Below are 15,396 nucleotides of genomic sequence, written 5' to 3'. Positions count from 1 at the left end.
ACATACTCGGGGCACGAGCAAGGAGGTTCGATGACGACCGATGCGACCGTGACGGCCGACCACACGGGCTCGGATCCCGCCGAGTTGCGCAGTTACCTGCTCCAGGCCGACGCCGGAGTCCTGGTTGCGGTGCTGGCCCAACTGACCGGCGATCCTGCCGTCGTCGACCGGTTCGCCGCCAAGATCTCGTTCGAACCCGACCCGCCCGAGCAGATCGGCGTCACCGACGTCGAAACCCGCGAGGTGCTGGTGGATGCGGTGATGGCAGCGCTCGACCAACCGCGTCCGGCTGGTGCGCTGCCCAGCGACGACCCGGCGCTGTTTGCCCGAATCGCGCCACTGGCGCTGGGTACAGCGGTAAGTGGCGAGTATGTCGGCCTGCTGCTGGAGCAGGGCGGCTTCCATCCCTCGCAGCCGGTGCTGCCTCGGACCGCCGCGCTTCCGACGGACTTCAAGGTGGTCATCATCGGTGCCGGGATCGCGGGCATGGCCGCCGCGCTGGAATGCGCTGATGCCGGAATCGATTACGAGATCATCGACCGCAACGACGAGGTCGGTGGCACCTGGTACACCGCCGTCTACCCGGGCATCGGTGTCGATACGCCGTCGGCCTACTACTCGCTGTCGCGCGACATCAACGCTGGATGGTCGAGCTACTACCCGCAAGGCGCTGAGTACCAGGAGTACCTGGAGTCGGTCGCGACCCAGAACAACCTGCGGGACCACACCCGATTCAGCACGGAGGTAGAGGCGCTGTGGTGGGACGAGGAACGCCGGCTGTGGCAGATCCACTCTGTCGGCCCCGAGGGCACCCGTGAGGTCAGCTATGCCAATGCGGTGATTCCGGCCGTCGGCTACCTCAACCGCCCACGGTGGCCCGAACTTGCGGGCAAGGAGTCCTTCGCCGGCGTGAGCATCCACTCCGCCGAGTGGGACCCGGACTTGGACCTGCGCGGCAAGAAGGTGGCGATCATCGGCGCGGGATGCACCGCGGTGCAGATCGTCGACGCCTGCGTCGGCGACGTCGAGCACCTAACGGTGTTCCAACGTCAGCCGCACTGGGTGGCGCCGCGCAAGCGACTCACCGACGACGTGCCCGAGTACCGCCGCTGGCTCAACACCCACATCCCGTTCTACGCCAACTGGAATCGGCTCAAGTCATTCTGGGGTACCGCCGACAACAACTATCCGGTGATCGTGCGGGATCCGGATTGGGCGGCCGACCACTTGTCGATCTCACCGGCCAACGACGTGTTGCTGCGGATGTGCCTGGATTACATCGACCGGGTATTCGGCGCCGGCTCGGAGTTGGCGAAGAAGGTCACCCCCGACTTCGCGCCCTACGGTAAGCGCATCATCCGTGACCCCGGCGGCTACTACGCGGCGTTGGCCAAGCCGCACGTCGACGTGGAGGCCAGCGAGCCCGCGCGGGTCAACGTGCGTGGGATCGTCACGCAGGACGGCCGGCAGATCGATCTGGACGTCATCATCTACGCCACCGGTTATCACCTCGATTTCTTGTCGACGGTCGATATCCGGGGCCGCGACGGTATCAAGCTCAGTGACGTCTGGGGAGACAGTCCGAGTGCCTACCGGGGCGGCATGGTTCCCGGTTTTCCGAACATGTTCGTCTCGTCGGCGCCCAACTACAGCCCGGGTCACGGAGCCGGGCACAACTTCGGCGTGGAGGTGATGGTGCACTATGTGATGGAGTGCCTCCAGCTGATGGCGCAGCGCGGTGTGCGGACCATCGAGGTCACCCCGGAGGCGTTCGAGAGCTATGTCGACGAGATCGACAGGGCGATGGCGGACACCGTGTGGTGCCACACGCCCACTGCACACACCTACTACCGCTCCGGTGGCGGGCGAATTGTCACCGCCTTCCCGTTCCGGCTGATCGACGTCTGGCAGAGTCACCGTGCTCCGATTGAGGGAGATTTCGTCCTCCGATGACCGGATTGCTCAGCGGCAGAACCGCATTGGTGACCGGAAGTAGTCGAGGAATCGGGCGGGCGGTCGCTCAGCGACTGGCTGCGGAAGGGGCGACGGTAGCGGTGACAGCGCGCTCTCACCGGATGTCGCCGTCAACCCGTGCGGGCCACACGGAGGCTCTTCCGGGCACGATCGCCGAGACCGTCGAACTGATCGAGGCAGCGGGCGGCAAGGCATTCGGCGTGACCGCAGACCTGGAGAACAGCCAGCAGCGTGCCGCCTTGATCGACGAGGTGGTCGAGCGGACGGGCCGCATCGACATCTTGGTCAACAACGCCGGATACGCCGACTACTCGGTTATCGAGACCATGCCGATGCAGACCTTCGATCGCACGGTCGAACACTATTTGCGCACGCCGTTTGTGCTGATCCAGCAGTCGATTCCACATATGCGCCGTCAAGGCGCGGGCTGGATCGTCAACATCGGATCCGTCACCGGTCTGGCTCCGGTGCGGCCCTACCGCGACTACAACAAGTCGTCCGGGGATGTGATCTACGCGTCGATGAAAGCGGCGCTGCACCGGTTCACCCAGGGGGTCGCGGCTGAATTGGTGGATTCCAACATCGCCGTCAACGTCGTGGGACCGTCCAGCGCGATCCGGACACCGGGTGCAGCCAGCCTGATACCCGATTCGTTCCCGACCGAGCCGGTGGAGTACCTGGCCGAAACGGTGTTGGCGATGTGCCACCTACCCGCCGCCGAGCGCACCGGCCTCATCGCGTTCAGCCTGCATTACCCCTGGTCCCAGCAGCTCGCCGTGCACAGCCTGGACGGTGCCACGGTGCTCCCGCCGCTGGAACCGCCCACGGCCGCTAATCCCAACATCCTGCCCGCCGGACTGTGATCTCCGGCAGGCCGTCACGGTTGTAGGACGGCGCGGTCGATCCCGCAGAAGCTGTGGCACACCCGATCGCGAACGATCACCTCGGTGGTCTCGGGGTCGAACCACCGGTCCACCACCGCCCAGTGGATCGGGTGCATCAGGTACGGGCCCATCAACCCGGCCACATCGGTGAATTCCTGCTCGAACACATGCGTCCACGCGGTGGAGCCGGTCGGTTCGGTCACCCGGCTCAGCTGCCACGCGCACATGGTGCTGACATAGTCGGGCATCGACTTCAGCTCCGACTCAAACCGCGTCAGAGTCTGCGTCGAGGTATCCGGCTGCACCCGCAGCAGCAGCGTCCGGTACACCGTCGCGGGCTTACCGGTGACGATCGGCGTGCCCTGATACGTCGCGCCGTTGACTCGGGTGATCGCTGGGTCGGTCAGCGCAGCCGCGAGCTGCGGTTCGGCGATCCGCCACGCTGATTCGTCGGGGAAACGCAGGTGCGCCAACACATCCCCGCCGTTGCGTGAGCCGGAATCGGTCGGTTCGACGATCCATCGCAGAGCTCCGCTGCGTTCGGCCACCGCGCGGAGGGCGGTGAGCGCCCGGTCGCGTTCGCCGGATTGGACGTCGAGTAGTCGTGTGACGTTAAACATCGGCCGCCGCATTCATCTCGCAGAGTGCGTCGACGTCACCGGCTGCGGCCGCCACCGAGCGGCTGCGCTCCGCCACCAATTCGCCGATGTCCGACCACCATTGCCCCAACGCGGGATCCGGACGTCCCTTCCAGGTCATCTGCCACCAGGCCAGTGGGCCGGGCAGTGACCAGGTGATCGTGATCGTGTTCGACTCATCGGCGAACCAGATGGGTGGACTGACGAGCACGCTCTGCAGTGTCATTCCGCGGTCCCGGGCGCCGGGCGCGTACTCCGCGAGATAGCGATCGATGAATCGTCGCGCCAGCCCGGGCCTGGTCACGATCCGGTCGATGACGAAGACTTCACCGTCAGCCATGCAGACGAGGCTAGGGGCGGCCCCGCCGTGAGTCCGGCAGCAGTCCCGGACACCGGGAGACAGGCGTTGACGGATCCCACCGGCAGCGAGGACGGTTAGGCGATGAACGATCTCAGCCCGAATCCGTTCGCCCCCGCTCAGCTCGGTCCGGTCCGGCTGCGCAATCGCGTCATCAAGGCCGCGACATCCGAAGGCCGTTCGCCCGACGGGTTGGTCACCGATGATCTGATCGATTTCCACCGCAGCTTTGCCAAGGGCGGGGTCGGCATGACCACGGTCGCGTACTGCTGTGTGTCCAAGCAGGGGGCCAGTGCACCGGGGCAGATCGTGATGGATGCCAAGGCGCTGCCGGGCCTGACGAAGCTCACCGACGCGGTACATGACACTGGCGCCGCCATCTCCGCGCAACTGGGCCACGCCGGCGTGGTGGCACAGAAGAAGTTGACCGGCGTTACCGCGGTGGCGCCCAGCCGCTTCGTCAATCCCACGTCGTTCGCCTACTGCCGCGAGATTCGCCGTGACGAGATCTTCACCGTCATAGATCAATTCGGCGCGGCGGCGCAGGTGGCCGTCGATGCGGGCTTCGATGCGGTAGAGCTGCATTTCGGCCACCTCTATCTGCCGAGTTCCTTCCTGAGCCCGCTGATCAACCGGCGTAAGGACGAATACGGGGGAGACATCGACGGTCGCTCGCGGTTCGTAAGGGAGATCGCGCAGCGAGTCCGCGACGTCGTGGGCAGGCGGATCGCGGTGATCGCGAAGTTGGACATGGACGACGGCTTGCCGGGCAGCATCTGGATCGATGAGGCGTTGCGCACCGCCCAGCTGTTGGATGTCGATGGGACGCTGGATGCCATCGAGTTGACGCAGGGCTCGTCGGTGTTTAAACCGATGTACCTGTTCCGGGGTGATGTGCCGGTACGTGAATTCGCCCGAGTGATGCCTCCGGCGCTGCGTCCCGGGGTACGGGTGATGGGGAAGTGGGCGATGGGCAGCTATCCCTACGAAGATCTCTACATGCTTTCCGCGGCACGCCAGTTCGTGCCGGTCATCGAGAACACCAAGCTGATTCTTCTCGGCGGCATCACCAACCGTGAGCACCTGGAAGTCGGGATGCGCGAGGGATTCGATTTCATGGCGATGGGCAGAGCGCTGCTGCGCGAGCCCGATCTGGTCAACCGGATGATCGAGGATCCCGGGGTACGCAGCCGCTGCGACCACAACAACAAGTGCATGGTTACGGTCTTCACGCGCACGCACTGCGTCCTCGACCCAGAACAGCGCTATGGCCAAGCCGAGGCCCTGATCATGCCGTCTGAAGGCCCGGCCGTTACGTCGTGACGGGCGGGTCCAGGAGCTCAGTCAGTGACGCGCATGCCTGGGCTCGGGCCCTCTTGCAGATGTCGAGCGCAGGCATGGTCATGAAGCCGTGCACGCCGCCTTCGAAGTAGCGCACCACGGTGGGAACACCCGCACCGTATAGCGCCTCGGCGTAGGCGCGGCCCTCATCGCGCAACGGGTCATGGCCCGCTATTACCGCGACCGTCGGCGGCAGACCGGACAGGTCCGGGGCCTGCAGTGGGGACGCATACGGGTTGGACCGATCGGCCACGGTGGGCACGTATTGATCCCAGTACCACTGCAATGCGGGCTTGGGGTTGTAGTAACCGCGGCCGAACTGCTGATAAGACGACGTGTCGAAATCGGCAGCGATGACGGGGTACAGCAGCAGTTGAGCTCCCAAGTACGGCCGGCCGCGGTCGCGTGCCATCAATGCGGTGACCGCGGCAAGATTGCCGCCGGCACTGTCGCCGCCGACGAGGAGCCGGTTCGGGTCGCCGCCGAGTTCGACGATGTGGTCTGCCGCCCAAACGGTGGCCGCGTACATGTCCTCGGCCGCGGCGGGCCACCGTCCTTCTTCCGGCGCCCGCCGGTAGTGCACGGAAACGACTACGGCCGGAAGCTGATTTGCAAAGTCTCGACACAGGTCGTCATGACTGTCCAAGTCGCAGAACACCCACCCGCCACCGTGGGCCCACACCAGGGTCGGAACCGAGTTGGTGTCTGCAGCACGTGGGCGGTAGACCCGGATCTCGAGCGGACCTTCCGGTCCTGCGATAGTTCGGTCACGCACCTGGGCCACGGGTTTGGGCTCGGCCGCAGGAGTGAAGCGCGAGCGAATGGCGGCTCGGGCTTCGGCGCCGGTCATCGTGTGCACCGGCGGAAATCCCGCGTTGAGCGCTTCGATGATCCTCGCGATCTGCGAATCCAGCATCATGCGAGCTGCAGGGCCCCGCCGCGAGCGGTCGGGCCGCCGCGCAGCGGTCGCATCTGCTGCAGGGTTGGGGACACTCGCACTGGCCCGGAGTCGACCGCCTGCCAGATGCCCATCGCGGCGATACGCACCGGAGCGACCAACCGCTGGTCCAGCTTTATCCGGTTCATCGGCCCGCAGATCGAGATCGCGGCGACCGCCTCGCCCGGGTCGCCGATCGGTGCCGCGACGCAGCCGAAGCCGGGCAGCGACTCCTCCCGGTCGAACGCGAAGCCGTGAGAGCGGACTTTGAGTAGTTCGCTACGGAGTTGGGCGTGGGTGGAAATCGAATACTTGGTCCGACGGGGGAGCCGGTCGGAGTTCAAGACGTCGATGTCGCGCTCGTCTGCAAACGCCAACATGGCCTTCCCCACCGCCGTGCAGTGCGCCAGTTGGCGGCCACCGATACGGGTCGGGATTGCCGCGGCCATGCGATCGCCGACCTTGTCCATGTAGACGACGTCGGGACCGTCAAGGACGGCCAGGTGAACCACCAAGCCGGTCGCGGCGTGAAGTTCGTGCAATCTACGCAGCGCGGCCTTGTGCAGGCGATCCTGGTGTACCGCCAGGGAACCCAGCTCGACAAGGCGCATGCCCAGTTCGTAGTCCCGGCCGCTGCGGCGAAGCCACCGGAGCTGGACGAGACGCTCGAGCATGCGGTGCGCTGACGATCGGGGGAGCCCAGTCCGGCGCACGATCTGTGCCAGGGTCAGGCGGCCGGGCCCGTCGAACGCGTCGAGAACCAGGGATACCCGATCAATCACGGCGCTGGGGGTTTCGTTGGGCGCATCCTTGGCGGCGGTCACGGGTAATGCGGCTGTCGCGGGCATTGAGAATCCTCCGGTACATGCCTAATAGGCATATGACTAATGATCATATATCTACCACATGGGTGTCGCTGTTGTCACACTTCCGGCTGAATTTGAGCGCCCGCACATCCGCGGGCCCGACGCCAGGGTTTCGCCGACCTGCGGAATGGCGCGACGGGCTGCGCGTCGGTACCTCAGGGCAACCCCTGTCCGGCGCTGTGCGTCGCAGGTTGCGGGTGTCGTCAGGCCCGGGCCGCGCTGCGTCCGGCCCGTCGGCCGTAGAAGCTGCCGTCGCCCAGTGACACACCGCTGGCATAGCCCCACGCCGCGAGACCGGCGGCCGACCGCCCAGCCGCATACAGGCCCGGGATCGGTTCACCGCTGACGTGGAGCACCTGGGCGTCGAGTGTGGTGGCCAACCCGCCAAGGGTGAATCCGCCGGTGCACTCCCGCAGGTCGATGGCGCCGACGGGTGAGCCGATCGGCTTGAGCCACTGGACTTTCTTGTGCAGCAACGGGTCCACGCCGCGCGCAGCGCCCTCGTTGTACGCCGCCACCGTGGCCTGCAGCGCACCGGGGGGCAACCCCATCTCGGATTCGAGATCGGCGACGGAGTCGGCCACCCAGGTGGGCGGACGCATCATGAGCTTCGGTGAAACCGAGGCCATCGCCGCTTCGTTGGCCGCGTCGTCGAGGATCAGATAGGCGATGTTGTCCTGGTGATACAGCGTCAGCTGTCCGACCCGGCCGGGGTAGGTGTCCTCGGCAACGAACCGCTGAGCGCGACCGTTGACCAGGATCCCGCGCACCAACTGCTGCGGATCGATGAAGATTGCGACTTCGGTGGCGTCCATGTGGGCAAGGTCGGCGCCGAGGGCCTGCGCCATCCGGATCGACTGGCCATCATGTTGCTCCACCGATGCCGCCGGTCGGCCGGCGATCCGCGGTGCGAACTGCGCCACCATGCCCTCGTTGTAGGCGAAGCTTCCGGTGGCCAGCACAACTCCGCGGCGGGCGCGAACGCTGATCTGGGTGCCGTATCGGCGCGCGATCAGGCCGACGACGCGCCCGTCGGATTCGACGATGAGGCGCTGAGCGCGAACGTCGTAGAGCGCCTGGGCCCCGGCTGCGGTTGCGGTGTCCACGAGCGGCTTCATCAACATGTAGCCGGCACTGGCCTCGCCCTGCTTCTTATTGGCCATCTGCGGAACGTGGCCGCGCGGGGCGGGGGTGGCGATCGTGTTGAATGGATGGGAGTTCTCGCCGCCGGAGTACATCAGGCCCTCGTCGCCCAACGGCTCCCAGCCGGGCTCACCGAAGAACTCGGCTTTGAACGGCACTCCGCATTCGACGAGCCAGTCGAAGTGGGCCACGCTGCCCGCGCAATAGTCGGCAATACGCGTCTCGTCAGCCCCCGGACCCATGGCCGCGTTCAGGAATGCGGCCATATTGTCGACCGAATCCTCGAAGCCACAAGCCTTCTGCAGCGCCGTCCCACCGCCGAGATAGATGAATCCACCGGCCATCGCCGCTGCCCCGCCCCACGAGGCGGTGCGTTCGAGCACCAGAACTTCCGCGCCGGTGCGGGCGGCCTCCACCGCGGCAGCGGCACCCGCCACCCCGAACCCGGCGATGACGACATCGGCCTCGTGGTCCCAGCTGCGGATATCTGCGACGGCGACCGGGGCGATGTCGGACGTCACGGACGCATCGCTGCGGGCAGGTCGTCCACCCACTGATGACCCCAGTAGCTGTCGGCCGTGATCTCTTCGGCGGTGTAATAGGTGTCGTCGACTCGCATGCCCTCGGTGCCGAACTCGATGTCCCAGTCCCCGGGCGCGCGGACGTAGAACGACACCATCTTGTCGTTGGTGTGCCGGCCAAGCGTCGACGACAGTTGGAATCCGTCCGCGGCGACCCGGTCAAGCGCCTGTCCGACACTGTCGAGGGTGTCGACCTCGACCATGAGATGGATCAGCCCGGGGTCGCGTAGCGTCGCCGCCGGGCACAGCGCAAGGCTGTGATGACGCTGGTTGATACCCAGGAAGCGCACGCGGACCGGTCCGAACTCCGGCGGAACGGGCACCCGGAAGGCGCCGCGTGACTTGAACCCCAATACCTCGGTGTAGAACTCAAACGAGCCATTGACATCGAGAGCCGGCAGCACCACATGCCCGAGGCCCTGATCGCCGGTGACGAACTTTGCTCCGAACGGCGTGATGACCGGGCTGTGATCTAGAACCGGCCCGTGGAAAACCTCCAGCGAGGTGCCGGCGGGGTCTTCGAAGGCGATGGCCTCTTCAATACGGCGGGTGTCTGCTTCGGCCAGTGACAGCTGCTTGTACGGGATGCCGGCGGCCTCGAGGGAGTCCGCGAGCGTCTGCAGGTCTGCATGGTCGCGCACCTCCCAACCGACGGTGACGATCTTGTCGGTCTCACCCGGCGATACCACGATCCGGGCAGCGCGTTCGTCCATCCGCAGGTAGAGCGAGTCCGGATCTGGTCCGCTGCCTTCGGCGAAACCCAGTACGCCGAAAGCGAAGTGGCGCCATTTCTCGATGTCCGTGGCTTGTACCGTAACGTAGCCGAGGCTCTTGATCAGGCTCACTGGGCGTCCCCTAAATCATTGCCCGCAGCGGGCCCTGTGGGTCCACGCCGAGCGAGCTCAGTGCCGAGGCGTGATAGACCGTTCCCGGGGCGTGGATGGCATGCACCTGTCCGACATGGACATCGCGCCAGTACCGCTGCAGGGGCTTGTCCATCCGCGTCGCGTTTCCGCCGCACCGGGCGAAGAGTTCGTCGACCGCGGAGACCGCGCGCCATACCGCGCGAATCTGTGTGCGGCGCCCAGCCGCTCGATCCTCGAACGAGACCTCCTTGCCGGCGGCAACCATGTCATATATCCGGTCGGCGTTGGCCAGGAGTTCCTGACGAGCTGCGTTGATGTCGGCGGCGGCTTCACCGATCGCGAACATCACATAGGGGTCATCCTTGATTGCAACACCGCTGGAATTCACCCGCGAGCGCTGGTAATCCAGCGCGGCGGCCAAGGCACCCTCGGCGATGCCGATAGTCGCAGAAGAAATGCCCAGCGGGAACATCGTTGACCAGGGCATCAAATAGAGCGCCTCGGTCATTCCGGCCTCGCGTTGGGCGGTGCCGTCCATAACTTCCAGCGCGTCCATCGTGCGGTAGCTCGGCACAAAGGCATTGGAGACGATGACGTCCTTGGAACCGGTGCCGCGCAATCCCACGACGTCCCAGGAATCCTCGACGATCTGGTAGTCCTTGCGCGGCAGGATCATGTGCAACATCTGCGGGGGCATCAACGGCTTTCCCTCGGCGTCGCCGATCATGGCGCCCAGAATGATCCAGTCACAGTGGTCGGTGCCCGAACTGAACTGCCAACGGCCGTTGAAGAGGTAACCACCCTCAACCGGCTTGGCAACGCCTTGTGGTGCGTAGGGCGAAGCCACCCAGGTGTCGACATCGTCTGCCCAGATCTCGTCGCCGACTCGAGGGTCGGCGTAGGCGAGCTGGTAGGGGTGAACGCCGACCACGCCATTGATCCACCCCGCGGACGGATCCAGGGCGGCGGTCGCCATCACTGTTTCGGCGAACTCACGGGGGTGCACCTCCAGCCCGCCGTGCTTCTTCGACTGCAACAGCCGAATACTGCCGATCTCCTTCATCGACTTGACAGTGTTGTCGGTCAGCTTGCCGATCTTCTCGGCTTCTTCGGCTTGCTCGCGCAGCTGGTCGGCTAGCTCCGCGATGCGGTCGATCACCCGTTTAGTCATGCCAACGATGGTGGACGTGGGGAGTGCGTGGTTGCCGGCCTCGTCCCGGTGAGCGGACGACATTCACCCTCGGGATCAAAACTCGACATGCAGCTTGTCGGACAACGGACGTGCCTGGCAGGCCAGGAACAACCCCTCGGCGATGTCTTCGGGTTCGAGGATCGCGGCATTGCCCAAATCGACCTGTCCTTCGACTACCGTTGCCGCACACGAGCCGCAGTTGCCCTCCCGGCAGGAGAACGGAACGTCGAGGCCCGCTGCGAGCATCACGTCAACCAGGTTGCGGGACTTGGGCCAACAGAGGCGATGGGTTTGCCCGTCGAGAGTGACCTCCGCGTCGGCCGCTTCGGCATCGCCGGCGAAATCTTCGATCGCGACTTCAGCAAATGGGTCACCGGTGAGTGACTGGAACACTTCGAGGTGAATGTTCTCGCGTGGCACGCCCGCCTCGCTCAGCGCTTCTTTCACCACCGCCATGAACGGTTCGGGGCCGCATACGAATGACTGGTAGCTGGTGAACATCCGGGCGAAGCCGCCCATCTGAGCGCGGGTAGGCAGGCCCTGGATCGACTCGAGCCAGTGCAGAACTGTGAGCCGACCGGCGTATTGCGCAGCCAGGTCTCGCAACTCGGCCGCGAAGATGACCGAGCTCTCGTCGCGGTTGGCATAGCACAGCACCACCCGTCCGGTGCCGGCAGCCAGCGCCGACTTGAGGATCGACATCACTGGGGTGACGCCGCTTCCTGCCGCCCATAACAGAAAATCCGCGTCCAGATCCGCGGGCGTGAATTGCCCTGACGGCGGAAGGGCCTCGATGGTGTCGCCGACGGAAACGTTGTCGCACAGCCAATTCGATACGTATCCGCCATTCGTACGCTTGACGGTGACTTTGTGCGCGGCATCGGTGTGCGGAGAACTTGCCAGCGAGTAGCAACGGGCGGCCGACCCGGTTAGGGCGCTTGGTACGCGCACCGTCAGGAACTGCCCCGGTCGGTAGTCGAATCGGTCCTGATGCTCTTCGGGAATCGCCAGCACCACCGACTTCGCGTCGCGGCTTTCCTCGATGATGGCTGTGACGGTCAGTGCTGCGGCGCGTGTGCCGTCCCCGGCTCGGCCGGCAGATCCTGCATCGGTCATGGCCGACATTGTGAGCGGGCGAGGGAATTCCCCGGACCGACATCACCGGTGGCCGGGAGAAATTTCCCGATGCCCGTTGACCGGGAAGTGTCGGCGCCGGAATCCTCGGTGACCGCCTACGGTGGCCGCCGTGAGCAGCGCGACCGAAAGCAATGTCGACGTCATCGTGGTGGGTGCGGGGTTCGGTGGCCTGTATGCCCTGCATAGGTTCCGCCAGCAGGGGCTGTCGGTACGCGTCTTCGAAGCGGCACCCGAAGTCGGAGGGACCTGGTACTACAACCGGTACCCGGGAGCGCGCTGCGATGTCGAGAGCCTGGACTACTGCTATTCGTTCTCCGATGAGTTGCAGCAGGAGTGGACCTGGACCGAGAAGTACGCCACCCAGTCCGAGATCCTCGACTACATCAACTGGGTCGCCGACAAGCTGGACCTGCGGGCGGGGATCACGTTCAACACCAGGGTGGTCTCGGCCGTTCTCGACGAGGACTCGATGCGGTGGACGATCGCTACCGACAACGGAGAAACCGTCGTCGCGCGCTTCGTGGTGATGGCCACCGGGCCGCTGTCCTCACCCTTGACTCCGGATATCCCGGGGCTGGAGACCTTTGGCGGCCCGATCTATCACACCGCGCACTGGCCGCACGAAGGAGTGGACTTCACTGGAAAGCGGGTCGGCGTCATCGGGACCGGTTCCTCGGGTGTGCAGTCGATTCCACTCATCGCCGAACAGGCCGCGCAGCTGGTCGTCTTCCAGCGCAGCCCGAACTACAGCGTGCCCGCGGGCAACCGCCCGTTGACCGCCGAGGAGATCGCACACGCCAAGGCCACCTACGGCGAACGGCGCCGGTTGTCCTGGCGCAGTGGCGGAGGGTCGCCGCATGTGGCACACCCGAAGTTGACCATGCAAGCCAGTCCCGAAGAGCGCCGGGCGGCCTTCGAGGAACGCTGGCAGCTGGGCGGGGTGCTGTTCTCCAAGACTTTCGCTGACCAGATGATCGACATCGAGGCTAATGAGGAGGCTCGAAAGTTTTACGAAGGCAAGATTCGGGCGGTGATCGATGACCCCGAAGTCGCCGAACTGCTGATACCCAATGATCATCCGATCGGCACCAAGCGAATCTGCACCGACACCAACTATTTCCAAACGTTCAATCGCTCGAACGTCACATTGGTCAGTGTTCGCAAGACCCCGATCGAGTCGATCGACGAATCGGGCGTCGCGACGTCCGAGGTGCACTACGACCTCGACGCCCTCGTCCTGGCGACCGGTTTCGACGCCATGACCGGCACCCTGGCCAAGATCGATATCGTCGGTCGCGGGGGTCAGAAGCTGGTCGATGATTGGTCGCACGGCCCGCGCACCTACCTCGGTCTCGGTGTCGACGGATTCCCCAATCTGTTCCTGGTGTCCGGGCCGGGAGCGCCGGCGGTCTTGGCCAATATGGTTCTGCATGCTGAGGCACACATCCAGTGGATCTCCGAGGCCATCGTCTATCTGGACAAGCATGGTTACGCGGCCATGGAAGCCACCTCCGCTGCCGTCGATGCCTGGGTTACAGAATGCAATCAGCGAGCCGACGCCACCCTCTTTCCCAAGGCGAACTCATGGTATGTGGGGGCCAACGTGCCGGGAAAGCCCCGCGTATTCATGCTTTTCATCGGCGGCTTCGCAACCTACCTCGATATTTGTGCCGAGGTTGCCGACGCGGGGTACAAGGGATTCGCCCTGCTCAAGGCGCCCTGATGCCGAACCTGGCCGGCAAAGTCGCCGCGGTCACGGGCGCTGCGCGTGGTACGGGCCGTGCCCACTGCGAGCGGCTTGCCGCGGCCGGCGCAGACATTATCGCGATTGACCGATGCAGCGCGGCAGACGATCTGGCAATGATGGCGACAGTACTGGTTGATGAGAAACGGCGATGCTTCACCGGCATCGCCGATGTCCGGGATCTTCCTTCGTTGTCGGCTGCCGTCGATGCCGGCGTGACAGCACTGGGCGGTCTGGACATCGTGATCGCCAATGCCGGAGTCCACGCTCCCGGAGCTCCGGTCTGGGAACTGCCCGACGACGTCTGGCAGGACGCGCTCGATGTCAATCTCACCGGTGTGTGGCATACCGTCAAGGCCGCCGCACCACATCTGAGGCCGGGCGGTTCGATCGTTATCATCAATTCGACCAGCGGAATTCGTGGTCCGGCTGATACCGCGCACTACACCGCCAGCAAGCATGCTGCAGTGGGACTGGCCCGCACACTCGCCAACGAACTGGGCCCATACGGGATCCGGGTGAACACCGTGCACCCCGGCGCGGTGGCCACGCCGCTGGTCCGCAACGAAGCGACCTACCGACGGCTCTGCCCCGACCTCGATAATCCGACCGAAGCCGACGCGGTCAAGATCCTGACGGCGCGCAATCTGCTCAGTGTGCCGTGGGTGGAGCCGCATGACGTTGCCAACGCCGCGGTGTTCCTGGCCTCCGACGACGCCCGGTATATCACCGGAGCTCAGCTGGTGGTCGATGCCGGATTGACCCAGAAGACATGACGATTCCTCGACTTGCCGGAAAGGTCGCGCTGATCAGCGGCGCGGCCCGTGGAATCGGGCGGGCGCAGGCGGTGCGGTTCGCCCAAGAGGGCGCCGACATCATCGGCATTGATTTGTGCGGTCCGATCGATACGGCCCGGGTGCCGCACTCCACCCCCGAGGACCTTGCTGAGACCGTCCGCCAGGTAGGCGCCGTCGGCGGCCGGATGACAGCGGCGGTGGCGGATGTACGCGATAAGGAGGCGCTGCGCGCAGCTGTCGACAACGCAGTCAGCCGGCACAGCGGACTCGATATCGTCTGCGCCACCGCGGGAATCACTTCCCGCGGATCTGCGGTCGACCTGCCGGAAGAAGCCTGGCGGGCAATGCTGGACGTCAATCTCACCGGCGTGTTCCATACCTGTCAGGTGAGCGCACCGCACCTGATCGCGCGCGGAGGTGGTGCAATGGTTCTGGTGAGCTCCATCGCTGGGCTCCGAGGTTTGTCCGGTGTCGCCCACTACACTGCGGCCAAACACGGAATGGTCGGGCTGATGCGCAGTCTTGCCAATGAGTTAGCCCCGCACCGTGTTCGGGTCAACACAGTCCATCCGACGAATGTCGACAGTCCACTCATTCAGAACGATGCTGTGCGGGGCGCCTTTCGTCCGGACCTGCAGCGGCCACCCACACGAGACGAGTTCGCCGACGCAGCCAAGGCGATGAACATGCTCGACATTCCGTGGGTGGAACCAGTGGACGTGGCCAATGCGTGCCTGTTCCTGGTGTCCGACGAGGCCCGCTACGTCACGGCCGTCGCCCTTCCGGTGGACGCCGGCAGCACCCAGCGACAGGGGAGATGAAGCACATCTCAGACGTCCCGAGTGCACCAACGTCTCTGAGTCGAGCCTTGGATTGGATGAGGAGAGCTCTTCTCACCGGCGGCCCGAATCACGGTTAACGATACTGAGAGGTGCTCA

The 15,396-nt window shown here is 65.1% G+C and carries 14 protein-coding genes; 6 read left to right on the top strand and 8 right to left on the bottom strand.

Going from position 1 to position 15,396, the window contains the following annotated elements:
• The first annotated feature begins 30 nt into the window (after positions 1-30).
• A complete protein-coding gene (locus ACKY0X_RS19480; protein ID WP_225405004.1) occupies positions 31-1,953 on the top strand; it encodes a flavin-containing monooxygenase in 1,923 nt (640 codons plus the stop codon).
• Positions 1,950-2,837 (top strand): SDR family NAD(P)-dependent oxidoreductase, encoded by an 888-nt coding sequence (locus ACKY0X_RS19475; RefSeq protein ID WP_225405003.1) that lies wholly within the window; start codon positions 1,950-1,952, stop codon positions 2,835-2,837. Before ACKY0X_RS19480 ends, ACKY0X_RS19475 begins: the two co-directional genes overlap by 4 nt.
• A gap of 14 nt (positions 2,838-2,851) precedes the next feature.
• Here ACKY0X_RS19475 and ACKY0X_RS19470 read toward each other — a convergent pair whose 3' ends face one another.
• The gene (locus ACKY0X_RS19470) at positions 2,852-3,478 is read right to left on the bottom strand and encodes a Dabb family protein (RefSeq protein WP_409427360.1); all 627 of its coding nucleotides are present in this window, start codon (positions 3,476-3,478) and stop codon (positions 2,852-2,854) included.
• Entirely contained in the window at positions 3,471-3,836 is a 366-nt protein-coding gene (locus ACKY0X_RS19465) for a hypothetical protein (protein ID WP_225405001.1), read from the bottom strand. The genes ACKY0X_RS19470 and ACKY0X_RS19465 overlap by 8 nt, the downstream gene beginning before the upstream one ends.
• A 102-nt stretch (positions 3,837-3,938) precedes the next feature.
• On the opposite strand from ACKY0X_RS19465, the gene ACKY0X_RS19460 reads away from it, so the two are divergent.
• Positions 3,939-5,177: an NADH:flavin oxidoreductase gene (locus tag ACKY0X_RS19460; protein WP_225405000.1), complete on the top strand. Its 1,239-nt coding sequence runs from the start codon at positions 3,939-3,941 to the stop codon at positions 5,175-5,177.
• Here the strand turns inward: ACKY0X_RS19460 and ACKY0X_RS19455 are convergent.
• The 6 genes from ACKY0X_RS19455 to ACKY0X_RS19430 all read right to left on the bottom strand — a co-directional run bounded on the left by ACKY0X_RS19455 (position 5,167) and on the right by ACKY0X_RS19430 (position 11,896).
• Positions 5,167-6,114: an alpha/beta hydrolase gene (locus ACKY0X_RS19455; RefSeq protein ID WP_409427359.1), complete on the bottom strand. Its 948-nt coding sequence runs from the start codon at positions 6,112-6,114 to the stop codon at positions 5,167-5,169. The genes ACKY0X_RS19460 and ACKY0X_RS19455 overlap by 11 nt on opposite strands.
• The gene (locus ACKY0X_RS19450; RefSeq protein WP_225404998.1) at positions 6,111-6,980 is read right to left on the bottom strand and encodes an IclR family transcriptional regulator; all 870 of its coding nucleotides are present in this window, start codon (positions 6,978-6,980) and stop codon (positions 6,111-6,113) included. The genes ACKY0X_RS19455 and ACKY0X_RS19450 overlap by 4 nt, the downstream gene beginning before the upstream one ends.
• A gap of 221 nt (positions 6,981-7,201) precedes the next feature.
• Positions 7,202-8,662, bottom strand: coding sequence for an FAD-dependent oxidoreductase (locus ACKY0X_RS19445; RefSeq protein ID WP_225404997.1), 1,461 nt, complete (start codon positions 8,660-8,662; stop codon positions 7,202-7,204).
• On the bottom strand, positions 8,659-9,567 hold the full coding sequence (bphC, locus tag ACKY0X_RS19440) for a biphenyl-2,3-diol 1,2-dioxygenase (RefSeq protein ID WP_225404996.1): 909 nt from the start codon (positions 9,565-9,567) through the stop codon (positions 8,659-8,661). Before bphC ends, ACKY0X_RS19445 begins: the two co-directional genes overlap by 4 nt.
• Before the next feature lie 10 nt (positions 9,568-9,577).
• Positions 9,578-10,759 (bottom strand): acyl-CoA dehydrogenase family protein, encoded by a 1,182-nt coding sequence (locus tag ACKY0X_RS19435; protein WP_225404995.1) that lies wholly within the window; start codon positions 10,757-10,759, stop codon positions 9,578-9,580.
• A 75-nt stretch (positions 10,760-10,834) separates the two neighbouring features.
• Positions 10,835-11,896, bottom strand: coding sequence for a ferredoxin--NADP reductase (locus tag ACKY0X_RS19430; RefSeq protein WP_225404994.1), 1,062 nt, complete (start codon positions 11,894-11,896; stop codon positions 10,835-10,837).
• A 121-nt stretch (positions 11,897-12,017) separates the two neighbouring features.
• Here ACKY0X_RS19430 and ACKY0X_RS19425 point away from each other — a divergent pair, with 121 nt between their 5' ends.
• Genes ACKY0X_RS19425 through ACKY0X_RS19415 form a run of 3 tightly spaced genes read left to right on the top strand, consistent with a single transcriptional unit; the run spans position 12,018 to position 15,279 of the window.
• The gene (locus tag ACKY0X_RS19425; RefSeq protein WP_305071018.1) at positions 12,018-13,640 is read left to right on the top strand and encodes an NAD(P)/FAD-dependent oxidoreductase; all 1,623 of its coding nucleotides are present in this window, start codon (positions 12,018-12,020) and stop codon (positions 13,638-13,640) included.
• The gene (locus tag ACKY0X_RS19420; protein WP_225404992.1) at positions 13,640-14,437 is read left to right on the top strand and encodes a mycofactocin-coupled SDR family oxidoreductase; all 798 of its coding nucleotides are present in this window, start codon (positions 13,640-13,642) and stop codon (positions 14,435-14,437) included. The genes ACKY0X_RS19425 and ACKY0X_RS19420 overlap by 1 nt, the downstream gene beginning before the upstream one ends.
• Positions 14,434-15,279, top strand: a complete 846-nt coding sequence (locus tag ACKY0X_RS19415; protein WP_409427358.1) for a mycofactocin-coupled SDR family oxidoreductase — start codon at positions 14,434-14,436, stop codon at positions 15,277-15,279. The genes ACKY0X_RS19420 and ACKY0X_RS19415 overlap by 4 nt, the downstream gene beginning before the upstream one ends.
• Positions 15,280-15,396: the final 117 nt, after the last annotated feature.

The sequence above is a fragment of the Mycobacterium sp. SMC-11 genome (assembly GCF_046250095.1).
In the GTDB taxonomy this organism is placed as follows: domain Bacteria; phylum Actinomycetota; class Actinomycetes; order Mycobacteriales; family Mycobacteriaceae; genus Mycobacterium; species Mycobacterium heraklionense_A.
The sequence above is the reverse complement of the archived record's forward strand: the minus strand, read 5'-3'. Positions and strand labels throughout refer to the sequence as shown.

What these genes read in the sequence shown, in the direction of transcription:
- ACKY0X_RS19480 (WP_225405004.1), top strand. Translation starts at nt 31, where the DNA reads ATGACGACCGATGCGACCGTGACGGCCGACCACACGGGCTCGGATCCC.
- ACKY0X_RS19430 (WP_225404994.1), bottom strand. Translation starts at nt 11,896, where the DNA reads ATGACCGATGCAGGATCTGCCGGCCGAGCCGGGGACGGCACACGCGCC.
- ACKY0X_RS19460 (WP_225405000.1), top strand. Translation starts at nt 3,939, where the DNA reads ATGAACGATCTCAGCCCGAATCCGTTCGCCCCCGCTCAGCTCGGTCCG.
- ACKY0X_RS19450 (WP_225404998.1), bottom strand. Translation starts at nt 6,980, where the DNA reads ATGCCCGCGACAGCCGCATTACCCGTGACCGCCGCCAAGGATGCGCCC.
- ACKY0X_RS19475 (WP_225405003.1), top strand. Translation starts at nt 1,950, where the DNA reads ATGACCGGATTGCTCAGCGGCAGAACCGCATTGGTGACCGGAAGTAGT.
- ACKY0X_RS19465 (WP_225405001.1), bottom strand. Translation starts at nt 3,836, where the DNA reads ATGGCTGACGGTGAAGTCTTCGTCATCGACCGGATCGTGACCAGGCCC.
- ACKY0X_RS19435 (WP_225404995.1), bottom strand. Translation starts at nt 10,759, where the DNA reads ATGACTAAACGGGTGATCGACCGCATCGCGGAGCTAGCCGACCAGCTG.
- ACKY0X_RS19455 (WP_409427359.1), bottom strand. Translation starts at nt 6,114, where the DNA reads ATGATGCTGGATTCGCAGATCGCGAGGATCATCGAAGCGCTCAACGCG.
- ACKY0X_RS19415 (WP_409427358.1), top strand. Translation starts at nt 14,434, where the DNA reads ATGACGATTCCTCGACTTGCCGGAAAGGTCGCGCTGATCAGCGGCGCG.
- ACKY0X_RS19420 (WP_225404992.1), top strand. Translation starts at nt 13,640, where the DNA reads ATGCCGAACCTGGCCGGCAAAGTCGCCGCGGTCACGGGCGCTGCGCGT.
- ACKY0X_RS19470 (WP_409427360.1), bottom strand. Translation starts at nt 3,478, where the DNA reads ATGTTTAACGTCACACGACTACTCGACGTCCAATCCGGCGAACGCGAC.